Annotated in this window: 19 protein-coding genes; 9 read left to right on the top strand and 10 right to left on the bottom strand. The window is 64.5% G+C overall.

What is annotated here, in order from left to right; translation table 11 throughout:
• Window positions 1-757: 757 nt before the first annotated feature.
• The gene (locus FJY68_09555; GenBank protein ID MBM3332078.1) at window positions 758-931 is read right to left on the bottom strand and encodes a YHS domain-containing protein; all 174 of its coding nucleotides are present in this window, start codon (window positions 929-931) and stop codon (window positions 758-760) included.
• Between the two features lie 42 nt (window positions 932-973).
• A complete protein-coding gene (locus tag FJY68_09550) occupies window positions 974-1258 on the bottom strand; it encodes a glutaredoxin (GenBank protein MBM3332077.1) in 285 nt (94 codons plus the stop codon).
• A gap of 503 nt (window positions 1259-1761) precedes the next feature.
• On the opposite strand from FJY68_09550, the gene FJY68_09545 reads away from it, so the two are divergent.
• The 9 genes from FJY68_09545 to FJY68_09505 all read left to right on the top strand — a co-directional run bounded on the left by FJY68_09545 (window position 1762) and on the right by FJY68_09505 (window position 10630).
• The gene (locus FJY68_09545) at window positions 1762-2538 is read left to right on the top strand and encodes a hypothetical protein (GenBank protein MBM3332076.1); all 777 of its coding nucleotides are present in this window, start codon (window positions 1762-1764) and stop codon (window positions 2536-2538) included.
• 68 nt (window positions 2539-2606) lie between these two features.
• Window positions 2607-3401 (top strand): hypothetical protein, encoded by a 795-nt coding sequence (locus FJY68_09540; protein MBM3332075.1) that lies wholly within the window; start codon window positions 2607-2609, stop codon window positions 3399-3401.
• Window positions 3398-4171 (top strand): hypothetical protein, encoded by a 774-nt coding sequence (locus FJY68_09535; protein ID MBM3332074.1) that lies wholly within the window; start codon window positions 3398-3400, stop codon window positions 4169-4171. The genes FJY68_09540 and FJY68_09535 overlap by 4 nt, the downstream gene beginning before the upstream one ends.
• Before the next feature lie 26 nt (window positions 4172-4197).
• Window positions 4198-4977 (top strand): hypothetical protein, encoded by a 780-nt coding sequence (locus tag FJY68_09530; GenBank protein ID MBM3332073.1) that lies wholly within the window; start codon window positions 4198-4200, stop codon window positions 4975-4977.
• Between the two features lie 53 nt (window positions 4978-5030).
• Window positions 5031-6650, top strand: coding sequence for an HD domain-containing protein (locus FJY68_09525; GenBank protein ID MBM3332072.1), 1620 nt, complete (start codon window positions 5031-5033; stop codon window positions 6648-6650).
• Between the two features lie 21 nt (window positions 6651-6671).
• The gene (locus FJY68_09520) at window positions 6672-7754 is read left to right on the top strand and encodes a radical SAM protein (GenBank protein MBM3332071.1); all 1083 of its coding nucleotides are present in this window, start codon (window positions 6672-6674) and stop codon (window positions 7752-7754) included.
• 485 nt (window positions 7755-8239) lie between these two features.
• Complete coding sequence (locus tag FJY68_09515; protein MBM3332070.1) at window positions 8240-8866, top strand: V-type ATP synthase subunit D; 627 nt, start codon at window positions 8240-8242, stop codon at window positions 8864-8866.
• Between the two features lie 7 nt (window positions 8867-8873).
• Window positions 8874-9215: a hypothetical protein gene (locus FJY68_09510; protein MBM3332069.1), complete on the top strand. Its 342-nt coding sequence runs from the start codon at window positions 8874-8876 to the stop codon at window positions 9213-9215.
• Between the two features lie 104 nt (window positions 9216-9319).
• Entirely contained in the window at window positions 9320-10630 is a 1311-nt protein-coding gene (locus FJY68_09505) for a histidine--tRNA ligase (protein MBM3332068.1), read from the top strand.
• Between the two features lie 28 nt (window positions 10631-10658).
• On the opposite strand, the gene FJY68_09500 is transcribed toward FJY68_09505, so the two are convergent.
• The 8 genes from FJY68_09500 to topA all read right to left on the bottom strand — a co-directional run bounded on the left by FJY68_09500 (window position 10659) and on the right by topA (window position 19100).
• Complete coding sequence (locus FJY68_09500) at window positions 10659-11534, bottom strand: HNH endonuclease (protein MBM3332067.1); 876 nt, start codon at window positions 11532-11534, stop codon at window positions 10659-10661.
• Between the two features lie 148 nt (window positions 11535-11682).
• Window positions 11683-12732 carry a hypothetical protein gene (locus FJY68_09495; GenBank protein MBM3332066.1) on the bottom strand — a complete coding sequence of 350 codons (1050 nt, stop codon included), beginning with the start codon at window positions 12730-12732 and terminating at the stop codon, window positions 11683-11685.
• Between the two features lie 30 nt (window positions 12733-12762).
• Complete coding sequence (locus FJY68_09490; GenBank protein ID MBM3332065.1) at window positions 12763-13407, bottom strand: dephospho-CoA kinase; 645 nt, start codon at window positions 13405-13407, stop codon at window positions 12763-12765.
• A 16-nt stretch (window positions 13408-13423) separates the two neighbouring features.
• Complete coding sequence (locus tag FJY68_09485) at window positions 13424-14287, bottom strand: electron transfer flavoprotein subunit beta/FixA family protein (GenBank protein ID MBM3332064.1); 864 nt, start codon at window positions 14285-14287, stop codon at window positions 13424-13426.
• Window positions 14206-15459 (bottom strand): beta-ketoacyl-ACP synthase II, encoded by a 1254-nt coding sequence (fabF, locus tag FJY68_09480; protein MBM3332063.1) that lies wholly within the window; start codon window positions 15457-15459, stop codon window positions 14206-14208. Before fabF ends, FJY68_09485 begins: the two co-directional genes overlap by 82 nt.
• A gap of 23 nt (window positions 15460-15482) precedes the next feature.
• A complete protein-coding gene (locus tag FJY68_09475; GenBank protein ID MBM3332062.1) occupies window positions 15483-15725 on the bottom strand; it encodes an acyl carrier protein in 243 nt (80 codons plus the stop codon).
• Between the two features lie 301 nt (window positions 15726-16026).
• Window positions 16027-16449 (bottom strand): DNA-binding protein, encoded by a 423-nt coding sequence (locus tag FJY68_09470; GenBank protein MBM3332061.1) that lies wholly within the window; start codon window positions 16447-16449, stop codon window positions 16027-16029.
• Window positions 16446-19100 carry a type I DNA topoisomerase gene (gene topA, locus FJY68_09465; protein MBM3332060.1) on the bottom strand — a complete coding sequence of 885 codons (2655 nt, stop codon included), beginning with the start codon at window positions 19098-19100 and terminating at the stop codon, window positions 16446-16448. The genes FJY68_09470 and topA overlap by 4 nt, the downstream gene beginning before the upstream one ends.
• Between the last annotated feature and the right edge of the window lie 420 nt (window positions 19101-19520).

Below are 19520 nucleotides of genomic sequence, written 5' to 3'. Positions count from 1 at the left end.
TCAAAAGGCACGAATCAGCTGGTTTTTAGACAAGCTCCACTTCCCCATTTTCAGAGCGATGTCAAGTTCCGGTGACACAACAAGAGATCCCTGAGTTGCGGCTCGGCTGATTCAGAAGCGCGCGTAACCCGACTGCCGGCCCGCAGGCATACCGAAGCTGCGACCGGGAGGAGGCCCGGTTCTGCTGTTTGCTGACCGGGAATTCTACAACGTTGTGTAATTGCGCGGAGGCCGGTTTTCGGGCCTATGTGCTTGAGGCTTGAGGCGTTAGGCTTGAAGCTGACGAAATGACCCCTGCACTCCCCACGTCGTTCGGGACACCGTTCGGATCGTTGCATCGTACATCGTTCCTCAGACAGTCGCGGACGTAGTCCCGGAAAGTCCTTCATCCTTTGTCCGGGGAGGAGAGTGAACAGGAGTTCGGGGGCTTGTGTGCCGGAGAGCAGGGGACGCAATCTGCCGGTTTGCAGTCCGGGTTCCTCTCCACTGAGCCCGGCCGCTTGTGGCCCGGACAGCCGCGGAGACTGCGGCCGGGGTTGCGTGCGGTTCAGACTCCGGACTTGCCTGGCGGTCTATTCCCCGCTCAGTCTCATCCGCGGGGCCGCCAGCCGTTGGCCGCGGTGCTCGCGGAACCCGAGTCGGCCACCGGCCAGGGTCAGCTTGAGCGGCCCCAAGGAGCATTCGCGCCGGCCGGCACGCAAGACAGCCAGCAAAGGGCAGCGGCGGCGCAACCGCGTCGCCGCCGCTGTGATAAGCGCTACGGTCTTAGGTACTTGTCCGGGCTGGCGGCAAAATCGTCCTTGCAGCTCTCCGCGCAGAAGTAATACGTCTTCCCCTTATGGTCGTAGCTGCATGCCGCCTCTTCCTTAGTCACCGTCATCCCGCATACCGGGTCCAGATTGCCTTCTTCCTTGGCGTGATCATGGCTCATTCTTACCTCCTAGCTGTTCGGCTGCCGCGAAGTGGATTCGGTTCAGGCCGGCTGGTGTTCGGCCAGCCAGCGTTTGACCTCGGGCAGCCAAGCGGTCTTGATGTCGGCGGCAACCCAGCGACCGAGGATCTTCTCCCCGTCGCTGGCGACCACCAGTGGCGGTGTATCGGTCCAGTCATACCATGCAAAGTCGGCCAGATTCTCGGGTGTGGCCGCGGACCCTTCGACGTACCTGACTTCAGGTGCGACGCCGGCCCGGCTCAGCACGTCCTGGGCCTTCCTGCAAAGTTCGCAATTCTCCTTGGCAAATACCTGAAAATTCAACAAGTCCTCCGGTTATTCGGTTGAGACTGAAAGCTACTCCCCCCTCCGGCGAAATCAAGAGTCGCCGCGACGGAGGCCGTCAACCCGTCACGGAGGGCGGACGCACGCCGTCCCCTCTTGTATCCGCCTCTGCCTGCAGCGCTGTTTCATCTCACCCTGGTGAGTACGTCAGCCACTTGACGCCGTCAAAACTATCGACGGGGGGAGGGTGTGTCCGCCGGCAGGGCAGCGTCCAAACCACGAACCCGACGGCCCGGAAAGAAGCCCGGTCACGCCCCAGAACCGATATTGCGCCACGAAAGACACGAAACAGATGGGTGCGGCATGACTCAAGTCCGTTTCATCCTGATCTTCGTGGCAATCAACCTCGGAATCAGGGTCACTTCAGGGTCACGCCGCGGACTTGACCTCGAACCGGCCTTCGCCTACAATCAGGCCTTCCCCAGGTCGAGGCGCACAATCCGCCGCGTCCGCCTCTGTCGCGGGCCCGGCAAACGGAGGTAGTTGTGAACAGACTCCATCTTGCGACCGGACTGATACTGGCCGCCGCCATCGCCGTCGCCGAACCCGGCTACACCGGCTACTCCGGCGCGCCGGGAACCGGTGGGACCTGCGCTGGTTCATGCCACGGCTCGGGCACGGGAACCATCCAGGTGGTCGGGTTCCCCGTGGCCTACGAGCTGGGCCAGAGCTACGTGATCAGTGTCTTCAAACAGAGCGGCAGTTCGATTTCCAACTTTAACGCCTCGGTCCGTGTCGGCACCGGCTCGACCAATGCCGGCACCATCACTGCCGGCTACCAGACCGCAACCTACAACGCCGGCAGTGAATCGAATGGCGTGCACCTGTCGAGCAGCAACAGGGACTCGTGCACGTTCTCCTGGCAGGCGCCTGACACGGCGGTCGGCGACGTGAAACTCTATATGGCCGGGATCCAGGGTGGCAAGAACGGTCCCAACACGACCGTCATTCTGACCTCGTCGCCGATGACCGGGGTCAGCGAGGAGACGCAGCGTCATTTGGGCCTGGCGCTGAGGTTGGAGCCGACGGTTGCTTCCGGTCTGGTCGGCATCCAGTTCTCGCTACCGGCAGGTTCTCGCGCGTCGCTGCGAGTCGTAGACCGGGGCGGCAGGCTGGTGGCGAGGATCGGCGTGCCGAAATCTGGACAACCGATTGACTGGCGTCCGCTTGACCGCGAGGGCAGGCGGCTGGCCGCCGGCACCTATCTGGTCGTTCTCCAGAGCAGCGGAGAGCGGCTGGTGCGCAAGCTGGTATTGAAGTAGGCTTGCCGGTTCATCTCTTGCGTCGGGGCGGGCCATTGCTCGCCTCGGCGCTGGTTTTAGCCGCCGCCATGGGCAGCCTGTTCGGGCCCGAGCCGGTGCAGAAGCTGGTCGGGTCACCCCTGTTTCTGATCGGGACCGGTATCGTGGCCCTCGGCAGTCTGTTGGCGGCGGCCATCGCCGTATCGCGCCGTGCCTGGCCGAGCGTTATCAAGCACGCTGGTCTCGTGATAGCGCTGCTCGGCGTCGCCGTCAACCAGAGGAGTGCTCACAGCGGCTACCTCTTCCTCGAACAGGGCGCCGGGGCAAGCAACTTCGCCCTGAGCCGCAGCCTGCGCCGGGTCGAGGACCTGCCGGAACCACTTGCTCTGGACTCACTGACATCGATCGGCGCCAAGGCGTTCCGGCCCGCTCCCGTCGCCTGGGTCACGGCTGCGGAAGGAAGATCCGTGCCCGTGACCCACAACCACCCGCTCGGCCTGGCCGGCAGACAGGTGCTCCTCTCGCAGATCGCGGCCCCGGGATTCCTCCACGAGTACGAGATCGCGCTCGGTGAAACCGAGTACCTGTTGCTGCATAACCAGGTCACCGAACCCTCACCCGGCATCCACCTCTGGAGCTTCGGCTACGACGCTGAGGCCGGGCGCGTCGGGCTGATGCTCGACAACGAGCAGCGCTGGCTCGGTATCGGAGAGAGCGCCGAGGTCCGGGGCCAGGTACTGAAGCTCATGTCCGCGACATTCGCCGCCAACCCCGGCGCGATTCTCGTCCTGAACGACGTCCGGTACCGTTCTCTCGTCTTCATCGGATTCGGACTCGTGCTGCTCGGGCTCCTGCCGCCGCTGTTCCGAAGGGAGAAGCAGTGAGTGGCCCGGTCCCGCTCTACGTCGCTCTTGCCGGCTACACCTCTGCCGCGGTTGCGGCCGGAATCGCGCGGGGCAGGCCGCAGCCTGGGCGGCTGTCCGTAGCGAGCGTGGTCGCCTCGGCCGTCGGGCTGTGTCTGCAGCTCGCCTTCACGGTGGCGCGCACTATCTCCGTAGGCTTCCTGCCGTTCGCGTCGCGGTTCGAGTCGATGGCCCTGTTCGCGCTGGCCGTCCAAGTGACAGGCCTTATCGTCTATCTCGCGACCCGGCAACACTCGGCCAAGCTTGGAGCCGACGCCATAAGCGCGGTGCTGCTGGTCGGGGCGTTGATGCCGTTCGGATTCCATCCGGGCGGCGGAATGAACCCGATCCTCAACAGCCCATGGTTCGCGTTCCATATCATTGTGGCCTTCGGTGGCTATGGTTGCTTCACGGCCGGCCTCGCCTGGTGCATTGCCCACCTTTTCGACCGCACGCTCGACCTGAACCCGACACTGCCGCACCGGCTGGCGCTGGCCGGGTTGGTGCTGCTCGGCGCCGGCATCCTGACCGGCGCCATGTGGGCCGACAGCTCCTGGGGCACGTACTGGAACTGGGACCCGAAAGAGTCCTGGGCGCTTCTGACCTGGACGGTGATGATGCTCTACGTCCATCTCGGCGGCCGCCGCCCGTCCCGGGCCACCTCCGGGATTTGCTTTGGCCTTGCCTTCGCTATAATGATGTTCACGTTTATCGGCATCAACCTCCTCAAGTGGGGGCTGCACCGGTACTAGATGACAGCGTTTAAGGAGGCGTACGTATGAGACTGAACACGGTCCTTGCCCTCTTCGCCGCCGCATCTCTCTGCCTTGCGTCGGCGTCGTTCACCGGCTACTCCGGCGCGCCGGGAACCACCGGCACCTGTGCCGGTTTCTGCCACGGTTCAACGGGCGGCACCATCACGGTCGGCGGATTCCCCACCAGCTACACGCCGGGCCAAGCCTACGTCATCACCGTCGCGCATAACGGCGGTTCGTCAATCGACAACTTCAATGCCTCGGTCCGAGCCGGTTCCGGTCCGACCAATGCGGGCGCAATCACCGCTGGTACCAATACCGCGGTATACAGCGTCAGCGGCGAGACCAACGGCGTCCACTTCACGACCGCGGGCCAGGCGTCGGGAACCTTCACTTGGACCGCACCCGATCCTGGCGTAGGCCAGGTCAAATTGTACCTCGCCGGTCACCAGGGCGCGACAACAGGCGGACCGAACACGGTAACCGTGCTCACCTCTGACGGCGCGGGGGTAGCGGAAACCGAAGGCCGCCGGGTTCCGGCCTCGTTCCGGCTGGAACAGACGGTCGTATCCAGCCACCTCGTCCTGCGCATCGACAACCCGCGGTCTGCCGCCCGCGTCCGCATCCTCGACCGCGGCGGCCGGGTCGTCGCGCGCCTGGCCGTATCTGCCGGCGCGAACCAGACGATTGCCTGGCCCCTGCTCGATGGTCGCGGCCGCAGGCTGACTGCGGGCGCCTACTACGTCACGTTCTCAGCCTCCGGGGCCAGCCGGGTGGCGAAGTTCACGGTTACCTCTCGCTAGAACTTCTGGCCTGAGACCGGGCGCTCCGCGTTCCCGCGCGGAGCGTCCGTCATTTGACGCCCGCCTCGCCCGACGCTATCCTCAGCCTCAACGTGCAAGAAGTGATTGAACGGACGCTGCGCGCCCTTGGCCGGCCGTACGAACGCCTGCTCGAACTCAAAGGCGCGCGGAGACTGTTCCTCGTCGGCGGCACGATTCGGGATATCCTGCTTGGCCGCGAGCCGACCGACTTTGACTTCGCGGTGTCGGGGTCGGGTCTCGAGTTCGCCTCCGCCTTTGCCCGCAAGGTTCACGGCAGCCTGGTGGTCCTCTCGGAGCCGGACGACGAAGCCCGGGTCGTCTACTACCGAGACCTGACCTTCGACTTCAACGGCTTCGGGAACAAGAGATTCGAGGATGACATCCGTCGCCGTGACTTCACTGCCAACGCCCTGGCCGTGGAAATCCTGCCGGACGGCGTCGGCGACATCCTGGATATCGTCGCCGGCCGCAGAGACATCACCGAGCGCCTGCTCCGGCCCGTCACCCCGGACTCGCTCAAACTCGACCCGCTCCGCCTGCTCCGCGCCATCCGCATCGCCCTCGAACTCGACTTCCGCATCGATGAATCGGTATTCGACCTCGGCCGCCTGGTCACGCTCAAGAATACCGCGCCCGAGCGCATCGGCGCGGAACTGCTCCGGATAATGGAGTGCCCCGGCTCCTACACCTACATGCGCAAGCTCTTCGACCTCGGCCGGCTGCAGGACATCCTCCCCGAGCTCGTACCGCTGCTCGCTGACGAGGACCTGCGCGAGCACTCGCTGCGGACCTACTACAAGATCGAGGAAATCGTCACCGACGACTCCTACTTCCATCGCTTCGACCTGGAGTGGACCGCGTACTTCGACAAATGGGGAGTCTCCGAAGCACCGGCCGAAGTCGGTGGCGAGAAGTCAGATGTCGGAAGTCAGAAGTCGGACACTCCGGCGGACACCGTGTCCCAGCGTCCCCATGTTCCCGCGTCCGCTCCTTCAACTCCCGACTCTCCACTCCCGACTCCCGCTCCTGACTCCTCCCTCCACTCTCCTCCCTCGTCCCTTCCCTACCGCCGCGCCCTCCTCAAACTCGCCGGCCTGCTCCACGATACGGCCAAACCGGAAACCCGTTTCATCAACGTCCAGGGCGAAACCCATTTCTACGGTCACGACAGCCTGGGAGCTCGCGCTGCCGCCAGAATCGGGCGCGACCGGCTCCGCCTCTCCCGCGCCCAGACCGCCATGCTCTCGACCCTGGTGGCCGAGCACATGCGGCTGCACCTGCTCGCCACCGCCCCGGACCTGACCGACAGGGCCGTGCGCCGGTTCTTCCGCGACCTGGGCGAAGACGCGTTCGGCATGATGATCCTCTGCTTTGCCGACGGCTGGGCCACTGCCGGCCGCACCGGGCACCTGGAAGACACAATCGCGCGCATGATCGACCAGCGCCGTGCCGAAGCCGCGAAGCTGAAAGTGAAGCGCTTCGTCACCGGCAACGAGCTGATTGCGCTCGGCCTCAAGCCCGGCCCGGTCTTCAAAGTCATCCTGCAGGAACTGGAGGACTTGCAGCTCGAAGGCGTATTCTCGAGCACCGAGCAGGGCCTGGACTACCTCAAAGCGCACTTGCCCGGCCTCCTGGCCGGGAAACCCGAATGACCAATTGCCAATTCCTAGTGAATGACCAACTGCAGGCGGGTTTCCGCATTCAGCCAATGTGGATTCGTTGGTCATTGGGAATCAGGTATTAGGAATTCCCCCGTGGAACACAGCTTCGTCTACGGTCCTGTTCCGAGCCGCCGCCTCGGCCTCTCGCTCGGCATCAACATCATCCCGTTCAAGACCTGCACCCTCGACTGCGTCTACTGCCAGTGCGGCAAGACCCCCAGGAAAACGTACGACCGCCGCTCCTTCTTCCCAATCAACGACATCCTCTCCGCCGTCCGCACCGCCATCCGGGAAAGTGGTCAAGGGATCGGGGGTTCAGGGGTTCGGGCTCGGAAACCAGAACCCCGGGACCCGGGAACCCGCGAGCCCGTCTCTTTTCTCACGTTTTCGGGCGAAGGCGAACCCACCCTCAACCGAGACATCGGCCGCATCATCCGCCGGCTCAAGCGTGAGTTCGCCATTCCCGTCGCGGTCATCACCAACTCGACCCTGCTCACCGACCCGCAGGTCCGGCGCGACCTCTATGCCGCCGACCTGGTGGTGCCTTCGCTCGACGCCGCCGACCAGCGCAACTTCGCCCGGGTCGACCGCAACCACCGCGACCTGAAGATAGCGGACATCATCGAGGGGCTGAAGCTCTTCCGCCGCGGCTATCGCGGCAAGATCTGGCTGGAGATAATGCTCGTGAAAGACGTCAACGACTCGGTCGAGCACGTCGTGGCCCTGCGCAAGGCGGCGTGGGAGATAAAGCCGGACCGGGTCCAGCTCAACACGGTCGTGCGGCCGCCCGCCGAGAAGTCCGCGAGGCCGATGTCATCTGACGACCTCGAACAGATCCAGTGCCTGTTTGGCCCGAACACGGACGTCATAGGAGAGACGAAGTCGAAAGTCCAGAGTCGAAAGTCCCAAGTCTCAGACCGGCCGGACGAGGCGATTCTCGCGACGGTTCAGGGTCGGCCGGTAACGCAACTGGACCTGGTCTGCTCGCTGGGTGTCGCGCCGCGCGAGATCGAAGCGGCCCTGCATCGCCTGCTGCGCAGCCGCCGAATCAAGCAGGTGGAATTCCGGGGCAAGGCGTTCTTCGAACCGCGCTAGCTCGCAGCTGCACCTGAGGCCGTCCGGAGCCACATCTTTGTCTATCAAGGTCCGCCCTCGGCTGGCTCTCTTCGTACCTTGGTGCCCTCTGTGGCGAACCGTCCCCGTCCTCTTGCCGGCTACGCCCGGCTCGGCCACGCTGCCGCCTGGTTGACAGAATGTACAGCTCGTCCTAGAATCTTACACTGCCTATGAAGAACAAGTCAGGTACGATATGGGTGTTGGTAGTGGCGGTCGTTGCCGCGTTCGTCCTCTACCTCTCCTACGCCGGTCGCTCCCCCAGATCACAGCCCCAGGACGAGTTCCCCTCCGAGCAGACTCCGCCGTCAACCTGAGGCGGGTGATCTCCGCGCCGTGAGCGCGGCAAACCCTCTCCCCGGATCACCGGTCCCTGTCTCCTCCCACCCCACCTGGGGCTGGCGCGATGGGCTACCGGACGGGCCTTCCTTGACTTCCTCAAGCACGGGGAATAGAATCACGCCTCCATGAGACTCGCTGTCGGCGCTACCCGGATGCAGCTCCTCCGCTTGAAGAAGCGGCTGGCCGTGGCCCGGCGCGGCCACAAGCTGCTGAAGGACAAGCAGGAAGAGCTGATGCGCATCATCCTCGCCCTGGTGGCGGAGATCCGCACCCACCGGCAGAAGGTCGAGAGCGGGATGGCGAGGATCCTCGGCCGGTTCGCCATCGCCCGCGCGTCCTTCGGCACTGAGGCACTGGACGAGGCGGTGATGTTGCCTTCCAAGAAGGTGTCGGTGTCGGTGACGACCAAGAACATCATGAACGTGAAGGTTCCGGTGTTCCACAAAGAGATTTCCGGCAAGACGCGCTGCTACGGCTTCGCCACCACCTCCGGTGAGATGGACTTCGCGCTGGAGGACTTTGATGAACTGCTTGGTCCGCTGCTGATCCTGGCTGAGAAAGAGAAGAGCCTGGAACTGCTGGCCGAGGAGATGGAGCGGACCCGCCGCCGCGTCAATGCGCTCGAGTACGTGCTGATACCGAACATCGAGGAGACGGTGAAGTTCATCAACCTGAAGCTGGCCGAGGCCGAGCGCGGCGACCAGACGCGGTTGATGCGCGTGAAGGAGATCATCCGCGGCGAGGCCAGGTAACGGACCGATGTACAAGCGGCGGGGAGTCCGGGCTTGGACGTTCCTGGTGTGCTGGACTGCGCTCACCTGTTTCACGCTGACCTTTCCCTTTCGGCGTGGCCCGCAGCTGGTCGAAGGCGGGTACGACAAGGTGATACACACGTCGCTCTTCACCGTGATGGGCATAGCAGCCCAGGCAGCAGCACCGTGGATTTCTCTGCTCGTGACCGGACCGGTGGCCGTCGGCCTCGAATTTCTCCAGCGGCGCATCCCCGGCCGTCAGTTCGACATGGTCGACCTGCTGGCCAACATCTCCGGCATCTTCCTCGGCCTGGCGGCATTCGAGCTATCTACCCGGCTCGCGAAGTGAGAGAAACTCGAAGTCCGAAGGCCGAGTGCTGCCACTCGTGATTGCCCTCCCTTCGAGTCTCACTCGGAATTCGTGCTTCTTCATTCAAGCCTGGGCCTGAGGCTATGTCTGGCCTGAAGCAATCACGCCCCAAAGGCACGCAGGATTTCGTGCCGCCGGATTCGGAGCGCCGGCGCCAGGTCGAGGAGACGTTCCGGCGGATGGCCGAGACCTACGGCTACCGCGAGATAATCACGCCGACTTTCGAGCACGCCGCCGTGTTTGAGAAGTCATCCGGCACCACCTCGGACATCGTCACCAAGGAAAACTATACGTTCCGGGACCGTGGCGGCAGAGACCTGACATTGCGGGCCGAGGGTACGCCGGGCGTGGTGCGTGCGGTTCTCGAGAACCGGCTGCGACTGCCTTATCGGCTCTACTACGTCGGCCCGTGCTTCCGCTACGGTCGCCCGCAGAAGGGTCGTTTCCGGGAGTTCGGCCAGGTAGGCATCGAGGCGCTGGGCGAGGCCAGTCCGCTGACCGACGCCGAGATCATCGCTTTCGGCAACATCTTCTTCGCCCGGCTGGGCATCCGCGACTGCACGACGCAGGTGAACTCCATCGGCTGCCGTGAGTGCCGCCCGACGCACCGCGACGCGCTCCGCCGGTACCTGCTCGAGCGCCAGGACTTGCTCTGCGACGACTGCAAGCTGCGCATCGACCGCAACCCGCTGCGCGTCTTCGACTGTAAGGTCGAGACCTGCCGGCAGACGGTCAAGGATGCGCCCACGCCGCGGCAGTACCTCTGCCCGGCATGCCAGACCCACTTCGAGCAGGTCCAGGCCGACCTGACTCGGCGCGGCCTGAGTTACGAAACGAACGATCGGCTCGTGCGCGGCCTCGACTACTACAGCCGGACCGTCTTCGAGTACATCTCGGCGTCGCTCGGCGCGCAGGACAGCCTGGGCGGCGGCGGGCGCTACGACTACCTGGTCGAGGAGTTCGGCGGACCGCCAACGCCGGGCGTGGGCGTGGCCATCGGGTTGGAGCGTACGATGCTCGTCTCGCCGGCCACTCCGGCCCCGGCGCGCCGCAGGCTGGCTTTCGTCGTCTGGCTGACCGAGACCGAGATCGCGGCCGCGGAGCAGCTTGCCGACCGTCTGCGGTCGGACGGCATCGCCGCCCAGGTCGACTACGACGCCCGCAAGGTCAAGGGGCAGTTCAAGTCGGCCGATGCGGCCGCGGCTGCCTGCTGCATCGTCATCGGGCCGGACGAATTAGCCAAGGGAATCTACTCGCTGAAAGACCTGGAGACCGGCAGTCAGAGCGAAGTGCCGGCGGAGAACATCAGCGCCGAGGTCCGGGCGTTGTTTGCCGCCCAGGGTTCAAGGGGTCAGGGAATCAAGGATTCCCGTGTCCGTGCACTGGACCCCTAGAATCCTCGCAGCCTGAGATTCTCCCGCCCTATCTCGTCGCCGCCAGCGCGAACTCGGTGAACTGGAAGTCGCAGCCGGAGTCAAGCACCGCCACGGCTGCGGTCCAGCGGCCGCCCGGCGCGTCGGGTAGTCTCAGTTCTATCTCGTTGCTGCCCTTCTCATCCGTGACGCCGAGGTGGTCCTTCGTCATTTGCGCCCCGTGGTACTTGGGACTGCCGACGAGTGAGATATCCGGTTCGTCGCCGCGCGGCCAGGCCAGGAGAAAGACCTGGCACTTGCCGCTCTTCTTCATCTCCCAGTCGTAGCTGAACGCTATCTTGCCGGTCGGCCCGCGCAGGAACGGCACCGCCAGCCTGATCTCGGTCAGGGGCATGCCGGGGCCTGCCGTCTTGGCCGGGCGCGGCATCCGCATGGCGGCGAGGGGCAGCATCGCCCCGGCCGGGGCAACGGCCTCGACTACCGCCACTTCCGGCTTCGGGTCATGCTTGGTAATCGTGACTTCAAACGTGGGCGTTGCCTTCTTCTGGGCAGCCAGCTCCTCGCGGGCCTCGACAATCCACTCGTCCCAGGCCCGGCTGCCTTTCGAAACAGCGTGCCGCGCGCATACCGGCGTGAGGTTGTCTACCGAGGTCTGGCCGCCGTCCGTAACCGGCTTGCGGAACACCAGCGTCGTGTGTTCTCCGTAGCAGCCCGGCACAGCGCAGACTGCGCCGCGGATTGTCAGCACCGCTGCCTCCAGTTCCGGCGGCCATTTCAGTTCGTCCACATAGGCGTAGTGGTCTTCGTGCGGCGTCGGCGGGTAGTGGGTCTTGGCGCAGCGACGGCAGAGCGCTTCGCCTTCGCGCCGCGACCAGTCGACCGATGTCGGCTTGCCGCATTCAGGACAGTTGTAGTTCCAGAACATGGTTCCCTCCACAGGTAGGCGCTTCGATTTCCTGGGTCATGACCGGCACGGTTTCCTCTGCTACATAATGGGCTGGCGGCGGCGCGCTGTCAAGGCGGGCGGCGCAGCGGAAACACGCGCCGGGCCGGCAACTACCCGTCCGGCCGCGTCAGTCGAGCGGCGAGGGTTCGTGGAAGGAGAGACCGCGCGTCGTATGCCACGCGCCCGGGTCCGCGAAGTAGCGCGTCACCTCGGCGTACTCCTCGTCGGTCAGGAAGCTGATCTCGCGCGGTATCTTGGCGGAGAGAGCCGCGTCGCGGTTGGTGAGCGAGTCGAGTTTCACGCCGGCCTGCTCGAGGTCCGAGCTGCCCTGCTGCTGCCGGTCGAAAATGACGAAGCAGGCCTCGACCCGGCCGCCCCACTCCCGGATTTCCCGGATGACGCGGGTCTTGGTCCAGCCGTGGACCAGCGTGTCGTCCACGAGCAGCACCCGCTTGCGGAAGAGCTCGTGGCTCCTGATGCCTTCAAACGGACTGGCCTCAGGATAGCGACGCACGCGGCGGGCGTAGAACATCGGCTTCGAGAGCTTCTGGGCCAGCACCGCGGCGATGGCGATCGACCCGGACTCGATGCCGCAGACGACGTCGAACTCGAGGTTGCGCACCAGCAGCGCTGCCGACGACAGCACGAAGTCGTTAACGGCCGGGTAGCTCGCGAGCCCCTTGACGTCGATGTATATGGGGCTGTAGTTCCGTCCCTCGTCGACCTTGAACAGCGGTCGCAGGTCGCCGAGCGTGACCTTGATTGCCCCGATCTGCCAGAGCGCGGCGGCGACGGTCTCGGCCATGTTTCCCGACATCACCCGCCGGATGAGCCCGAGGTCCGGAGTGACGATGCGCTGGTCGCGCATCAGTCGGTAGAACTTGTCGGCCTCGTCCTCGTTGAGCTCGATAGCCAGCCGGGTTTCGTCGAGGTCGTAGACCACGTGGACACGCCCCAGCTCGCCTTCGCTGCCCAGCAGGGCGTAGCTCTCGGCATTCGACTCCCGCTGTCGCGGGCCCAGCCCGGTTGCGGCCGGGTTGATCTTGGCGCGATAGGTTTCGAAGAGGTCCTTGGCCAGCGAGGAGACTTCGTCGTATTCGAGTATGTATGGCGTGCTCGCCCGCATCACCGGGCCGGCGCACTCGATATCTTTCAGGGGAACCTGGCTGAGTTTCATGGCCGCCGGCGGGCGGGCTCTCGCCGGCCGCTAGCGCTCGCGCGCCACTTTGAACGCCTGGAACTTCGCGCTGTAGAAGAAGTTCCAGAGCGCGCGGCACTTGCGCCGGAGTTCTGCGAACGAGCCTTTGTTCTCGAGCACGAAGTCGGCACGGCGCCAGATCTTCGCATCGGGCGGCTGGAGTTTGAGGCGCGCGACGACGTCTTCTTCCTTCATGCCGGCGTCTACCTGCCGCTTGATCTTCAGGCGGTCGGCGGCAGTCACCAGGATGGCGACGTCAACTTCCTTGTCCATGCCCCAGACGAAGAGGAGCGCCGCGTCGACCACGACCAGGCCCTTGCGGTTCCGGTCGATCTCCTTGCGGACCCGGTCGAGCAGAGCCGGGTGGACGATTGCGTTCAGCTTGGCCAGGCTTGCCTTGCTGGCAAAGGACAGCTTGCCGAGAGCGCGGCGGTCGATGTTACCGGTCTTAGTCAGGATGCCGCGGCCGAACGTCTTGACGAGTTGGTGGTACTCAGCGGTGCCCTTGGCGAGTACCGACCAGCCCATCTCGTCCGCGTCGATGATCTTCGCGCCGTATCGCCTAAGTTCGCTGGCGACGGTCGACTTGCCGGAGCCCATGTTGCCGCCGATTCCCACGAGCAGCCGTTCCTGCGAGAGCTTCCTGTCAAACATTGAGGGTTATCTCCAGTTAGAGGACCTTCGCTTCTTCGTGCAGCAACCTCACCAGTTCGGGCACGACTTCCTCGGGCGTGCCTTCGAGCACTCGTCCCGGCTTGCGGCCGGGCGGCAGGCGGTCTTCGATGGGCTCGATGCGCCGGGTGAGCACGGCTGGATCGATCCCCAGCTCGGTTGGGCCCAGCACCGGTATCTCTTTCTTCTTTGCCGCCATCATTCCCTTCAGGGTCGGGTAGCGCGGTTCGTACGCGCCCTTCTGCAGCGTCAGGAGACAGGGAAGCGAGGCATTGACCACCTCGGTCGCGCCCTCGATCTCGCGCCGGGCAACGATGGTGCCGGCGACGGGGTCCGCGATCACCTCGGCGACCACCGAGACGTGCGGAATCTGGAGGAAGTGGGCGACTGCCGGTGGCACGGCGGCGAGGTCGTCGTCCACCGCCTGCTTGCCGCAAAGGACGAGGTCAAATGGCTGGCGCTTCACGGCCGCGGCCAGGAGACGTCCCACAGCCAGGGCGTCGAGGCCGCCGAACTCCGGCGCGGTGAGCTGCAGGGCGCTGTCCGCCCCCATCGCCAGCGCCGTCCGGAGCGCGGTCTTCACCCGCTCCGGGCCAAGCGCGATGGCGGTGATGGTACCGGAGCCGGCTTTCTCTTTGGTGCGCAAGGCCGTCTCCATCGCGTACTCGTCGAAGGGATTGACGACCCACTCGATCTCGGTGGTATCCACGAAGCCGGTCGAGGTGTTGACCCGTATCTTGGTCTCCGTGGACGGGACCTGCTTGATACAGACCGCTATGTTCACTGCCAGGCCTTCACGAGCAGGCAGGCGTTGTGTCCGCCGAACCCGAACGAATTGGACAGGGCGGCCCGGATTGAGCAGTCCCGCGCCTCGCCCTTGACGAAGTCGAGTCCCACGCCGTCGTCCGGGGCCGTATGGTTGACGGTGGGGTGGACGCGCTGGTTCTTCACCTGCAGGACCATCGCCGCCAGCTCCATCGCCCCGGCCGCACCGAGGCCGTGTCCGATCATCGACTTGGTCGAATTGACCGCGAGCTTGGCCGCGTGGGCGCCGAACACCTCGAGAATCGCCTTGACTTCAGAGGCGTCGTTGAGCGGCGTCGAAGTGCCGTGGCCGTTGACGTAGTCGATATCCTCGGGCCGCAGTCCCGCGTCGGCGAGCGCCTCGCGCATCACGGCGACCGCGCCCAGCGCATCCGGGTCCGGCGCGGTAATGTGGTAGGCGTCGGCGGTCGCGCCGAACCCGGCCAGTTCGCAGTGGATCGGCGCTCCGCGCCGGCGGGCGTGTTCCAGTTCTTCGAGTACGAAGATACCTCCGCCCTCGCCCATCACGAACCCGTCGCGGTCCCGATCGTACGGCCGGGAGGCAAGCTCCGGCTCCGAGTTTCGCTTGGAGAGCGCACCCATGTTGCTGAAGCCTGCGATGGTGAACCGGGTAATCGCGGCCTCGCTGCCGCCAGCGACCATCATGTCGGCGTCGCCGTGCATGATGTGACGGAAGGCACAGCCGGTAGCATGCGCGGCCGACGCGCAGGCGGACGTTGTGTCGTAATTCGGGCCGCGCAGACCGTAGGCGATCGCGATCTGGCCACAGGCCATGTCGGGAATCATCATCGGCACGAGCAGCGGCGACACGCGCCGCGGGCCTTTCTGCAGGAATTGGGCAAACTGGGTCTCCCAGACTTGGATGCCGCCCATGCCGCTGCCGGTGACAACTCCGACCCGGCTCCGGTCTTCTTGCTCGAAGTCGATCTTCGCATCGCGGACCGCCTCGTCCGCTGCCCAGAGCGCGAACTGGGCGAACCGGTCGGTCCGCTTCACCAGCTTCGGGTCCAGGCGCTGGGTGGCGTCGAACCCCTTGACCTCGGCCCCGATCTGCACCTCGAGGTCGGCGGTGTCAAAGGACGCGAGCCGGGCCGCTCCGCTCTTACCGGCGAGGATGCTTTGCCAGAATGTCGGTACGTCGTTGCCGACGGGCGTGACCACGCCCATCCCGGTAACAACTACCCGTCGTCGACCGCTCTGGGTGCTCATCGGCGGTTGGGTTGGGGTCGCGGCTACTTCTTTTCGGCCAGTTTCTTCTGCAGGTACTCGGCAGCCTTGCCGACGGTCACCAGCTGTTGTGAGTCCTCGTCCGGTATCTCGACTCCGAACTTCTCCTCGAACGCCATGACCAGCTCGACGATGTCGAGCGAGTCCGCGCCCAGGTCGTCAACGAAGTTAGCCGTGTCGGTGACTTTCTCCGGCGTCACGTGCAACTGCTCGACTATGATGTTCTTAACATCGTCTATCAGCGCCATCAGATTCCTCCTTAAGGATTCGGCCTCCACGGCCGGCAGTTGTCGGCAACTGCATGGCCGCACTACCAGCTCTGCAGTGTATCAATAAGCCCGCTGAAGTCAATTCAGGCGGGGGAATCACAAGGGCGGGGAGAATCCAGAAACCAGAATGCAGATACCAGAATTCGGAATTCCGGACTCGGCACAAAGCAACCACTGATGGACACTGGTGAACACGGATGACTCGGATTTCGACGGACGTACCACGATCGGATGTCCGGAACCTGAAACCCAGACCCCTTGAACCCCGGCGTCCTGTCCGCTACGGCAGGGTGAGCAGGTTCAGGCCGGAAAGCGGGTCCGGTTTGCGGGCAAGACGGCGGGTTCCGGGGACCAGAGCCACCTCCAACGTGACCGTCACCGTCCCGGAAAAGAGGTGGCCGGCATAGGTCGTGAGATTGGGGCGGCTGATTACGGCGTGAATGTGGCAGACCGGGTTCTTGCCCACCCATGCCACATTGCCGACGATGGCGGCGACCTCATTGTCGCCCTTGAACGTCCGTTTGTGATAGACCTTGGTCTTGGGGTCGAAACAGCCCAGGACGATATCCTCAGCCGCGCCGATTCCCGTCAGGAACCCGGACTTGATGCGGTGGCTGCAAACAAAACCGGCTATCGTCTCGACAATCTCCTCGCCCGGCATCAACCGAAGCTGCCAGTACGACCCATTCCGCGCCGCCTTCATGCTTCTTCCGTCTGCACTGCCTTGTTCATTTCCCCTTTCCCCTTCTCCTTCTTGATGTACTTGCACTTCGGATACCCGGGACAGGCAATGAAGGGTCCGAACCTGCCCTTGCGCTCGACCAGGTTCTTACCGCACTGCGGGCACTTCTCCTCCAGGACCTTCGGCTCCGGCCGTTTGCCGCGGACCATGAACCTGCAGTCAGGATACCCGGTGCAGGCCACGAACACTCCGAACCGGCCGCGCTTCTCGGCCAGAGGCTTGCCGCACCGCGGACACGGCTCGCCCGGCTTCAGATCCGGGCCGGGCTCTTCCTTCTTGATGTACCGGCACTCGGGATACCCGGAGCAGGCCTTGAACGGCCCGAACCGTCCCGACCGCTCGACCAGCGGCTTGCCGCACTGCGGGCACTTCTCGTCGAGCAGCTTCGGCTTCTCTTTCTTAATGTACTTACACTGCGGGTAGGTCGAGCAGGCGATGAACTTGCCGAACCGGCCCCAGCGTTCGGCCAGGTTCGCGCCGCATTCGGGACACTTCTCTTCCAGCTCGCGGCTCAGGTCCTGCTTGATGTCGGCCGCGCCATCGGCAACCTTGTCCAGGTCCTGCTTGAAAGGTCTGTAGAACCGCCCGATGACCTCCTGCCACTTCTCCGCCCCCTCTTCCACCAGGTCGAGCTCCTTCTCCATCTCGCGGGTGAACCCGAGCTCGAAGATGTCCGAGAACCGCGGCACCAGCACGTCGCAGACTATGGTTCCGAGCTCGGTCGGGAACAACCTTCCCTCGCGCCGCTCCGCGTAGGTCCGGTCGAACAGGGTCGAAACGATGGTCGCGTAGGTCGACGGGCGGCCGATGGAGTTCGTCTCCAGCCGCTTGATGAGCGTCGCCTCGGTGTAGCGCGCGGGCGGCTGAGTGAACTTCTGCTCGGGCCGGAACTCTTTCATCGCCAGCGGCTCAGCCGGGGCGAGCGCGGGCAGCGTCTTCTCTTTCTCCGGTTCGCCGTAGATGCGCTCGAAGCCGCTGAACTTGCACTTCAGGGCCTCGGCCTTGAACAGATACTCTCCACTCTCCAGTCCGGCGTTCTGCCCTTCGGCGTTCGTCGTTCGGCGTTCGGCCTTTCCTATGATCTGCGCCTCCACCAGGGAATAGACCGCGTCGGCCATCTGGCTGGCCAGGAAACGGCGGTAGATCAGGTCGTAGAGCCGGAACTGCTCCGGGGTGAGAAATCGCTTCACCGAGTCCGGCGTGCGCTCGATCCGGGTGGGCCGGATCGCTTCGTGTGCGCCCTGCGCTCCCTTCTTGTCCGGGTAGTGCCGCGGCTTCTCCGGCAGGAACTCCGGGCCGAAGCTGTCGGCGACGAATTGGCGCGTATCGCGCACGAAGGTGTCGGCGACGCGGAACGAATCGGTGCGCGGATAGGTGATGAGGCCCGCGGTCTCCTTCTCCATGTCGATACCCTCGAAGAGCTGCTGCGCCACCGACATCGCCTTGCGGGCCGGGAAACTCAGCCGCTGCACCGCGTCCTGCTGCATCGTCGCGGTGATGAAAGGCGGCAGCGGTCTCCGCGCCCGGTCGCGCGTCTTCACCTCCGCCACCGCGAACCGGGCCGCGGCGCAGCCCTGCTTCACCGCCTCCATCTCGGCCGCGCTCCTGATCTTGCAGTCCTCGCCCCCGATCTTGGCCAGCTGCGCCTCGAATGTCGCTCCCCCGCCCGGTTCCGCCACTCTCTCCCTTACTCCCTCTATCCCTCTATCGCTGTTCTTCTCGAACAGCGCCTTGATGGTCCAGAACTCCTCGGGCTTGAACGCCTGTATCTCACGCTCCCGGTCGACGAGCATGCGCAGGGCCACGGTCTGCACCCTGCCCGCGGACAACCCGCCGCGCACGATCTTCCAGAGCAGCGGGGACACCTGGTAGCCGACCAGCCGGTCGAGCACGCGCCGCGCCCGGTGCGAATCGACCTTCTTCATGTCGATCTCGCCCGGCGCGGCCATGGCCTCTTTCAGGCCCTTGGGCGTAATCTCGAAAATCAGCACCCGCTTGACAGGTACGCCGGTCTCCGGTCGCCCGTCTCCGGTCCCTCCAATCTCAAACGCCACCGAATAGGCGATCGCCTCGCCTTCGCGGTCCGGGTCAGTCGCTATGAAGATCGACTTTGCCGTCCGGGCTGCCGCCTTGAGCTCATTGATGACCGGCGCCTTGCCCCGGATGCGGATGTACTCCGGCGCAAACTCGTGCCCCACATCCACGCCGAGACGGGACTTGGGCAGGTCGGCTATGTGTCCCCGGGAAGAGAGCACGTGCATCTTCCCGGCGAGCAGCCTGCCGATCGTCCGCGCCTTGGTCGGCGACTCAACAATCAGAAGGTCTCGGCCCGTCCCTGGCTTCCTCGCGTCTGCACTTCTGACCTCTGCCTTCTGACTTCTGCCTTCTGCCTTCGCCCTGACCCTGGTGTCCTGGTTTTGGCCTTTGGCTTTTGGCTTCCGGCTCCTGACTTCGCCCGGCCCTCTCGCCTCTGGCCTCCGGTTTCTGGCTTCTGACTTCGGCCGGGTAGTCGTCGTAGCTGCCTCGTCGCTATGCGGCTTGTCCTTGACCGCCACCGCTCTCACTTTCCGGCGAGGTGCGTTTGGCGGGGTGCGTCTGGCTTTCCTAGGCATTGCGCGTGTAGGATAGTGCGAAAGCGGCAACTGTCAAATGTCGGATGCCCGAGACCGCCTCCTCGATTCCCGCGGCGGCGAGAGTACAGAAGTAGATGCCACAAGCACAAGAGCGCCCATTGGCGTCCTGCCGGTTCTAGGTCAGGTTGTAGTAGCCCGGCTTCTGCTCACCGCTAGCGAGTGTGTTCACTGGCCTACCATACCGAGCTGTCTGAGGAGAATCAGGAGACTAGAGCCAACGTGGCCCCAAACCAACTACTCTTGACACGCTTCATGCTGAAAATGGGGAAGTGGAGCTTGTCTAAAAACCAGCTGATTCGTGCCTTTTGACGCATCCTTCGGTGTCTGACAACGTCTAATAGTTAGTGCGGTTTCCCCTGACAATCTGGTCTTCGGATGAAAGGAGTCACTGACTCATGC

The organism is candidate division WOR-3 bacterium (genome assembly GCA_016867815.1).
In the GTDB taxonomy this organism is placed as follows: domain Bacteria; phylum Hydrothermota; class Tepidihabitantia; order Tepidihabitantales; family Tepidihabitantaceae; genus UBA2258.
Note: the sequence above shows the minus strand (reverse complement) of the source record. Positions and strands in the feature narration are given on the sequence as shown.

What these genes read in the sequence shown, in the direction of transcription:
- FJY68_09505 (MBM3332068.1), top strand. Translation starts at nt 9,320, where the DNA reads ATGTCTGGCCTGAAGCAATCACGCCCCAAAGGCACGCAGGATTTCGTG.
- FJY68_09475 (MBM3332062.1), bottom strand. Translation starts at nt 15,725, where the DNA reads ATGGCGCTGATAGACGATGTTAAGAACATCATAGTCGAGCAGTTGCAC.
- FJY68_09540 (MBM3332075.1), top strand. Translation starts at nt 2,607, where the DNA reads ATGGGCAGCCTGTTCGGGCCCGAGCCGGTGCAGAAGCTGGTCGGGTCA.
- FJY68_09530 (MBM3332073.1), top strand. Translation starts at nt 4,198, where the DNA reads ATGAGACTGAACACGGTCCTTGCCCTCTTCGCCGCCGCATCTCTCTGC.
- fabF (MBM3332063.1), bottom strand. Translation starts at nt 15,459, where the DNA reads ATGAGCACCCAGAGCGGTCGACGACGGGTAGTTGTTACCGGGATGGGC.
- FJY68_09495 (MBM3332066.1), bottom strand. Translation starts at nt 12,732, where the DNA reads ATGAAACTCAGCCAGGTTCCCCTGAAAGATATCGAGTGCGCCGGCCCG.
- FJY68_09515 (MBM3332070.1), top strand. Translation starts at nt 8,240, where the DNA reads ATGAGACTCGCTGTCGGCGCTACCCGGATGCAGCTCCTCCGCTTGAAG.
- FJY68_09490 (MBM3332065.1), bottom strand. Translation starts at nt 13,407, where the DNA reads ATGTTTGACAGGAAGCTCTCGCAGGAACGGCTGCTCGTGGGAATCGGC.
- FJY68_09520 (MBM3332071.1), top strand. Translation starts at nt 6,672, where the DNA reads ATGACCAACTGCAGGCGGGTTTCCGCATTCAGCCAATGTGGATTCGTT.
- FJY68_09500 (MBM3332067.1), bottom strand. Translation starts at nt 11,534, where the DNA reads ATGTTCTGGAACTACAACTGTCCTGAATGCGGCAAGCCGACATCGGTC.
- topA (MBM3332060.1), bottom strand. Translation starts at nt 19,100, where the DNA reads ATGCCTAGGAAAGCCAGACGCACCCCGCCAAACGCACCTCGCCGGAAA.
- FJY68_09555 (MBM3332078.1), bottom strand. Translation starts at nt 931, where the DNA reads ATGAGCCATGATCACGCCAAGGAAGAAGGCAATCTGGACCCGGTATGC.
- FJY68_09510 (MBM3332069.1), top strand. Translation starts at nt 8,874, where the DNA reads ATGTACAAGCGGCGGGGAGTCCGGGCTTGGACGTTCCTGGTGTGCTGG.
- FJY68_09470 (MBM3332061.1), bottom strand. Translation starts at nt 16,449, where the DNA reads ATGAAGGCGGCGCGGAATGGGTCGTACTGGCAGCTTCGGTTGATGCCG.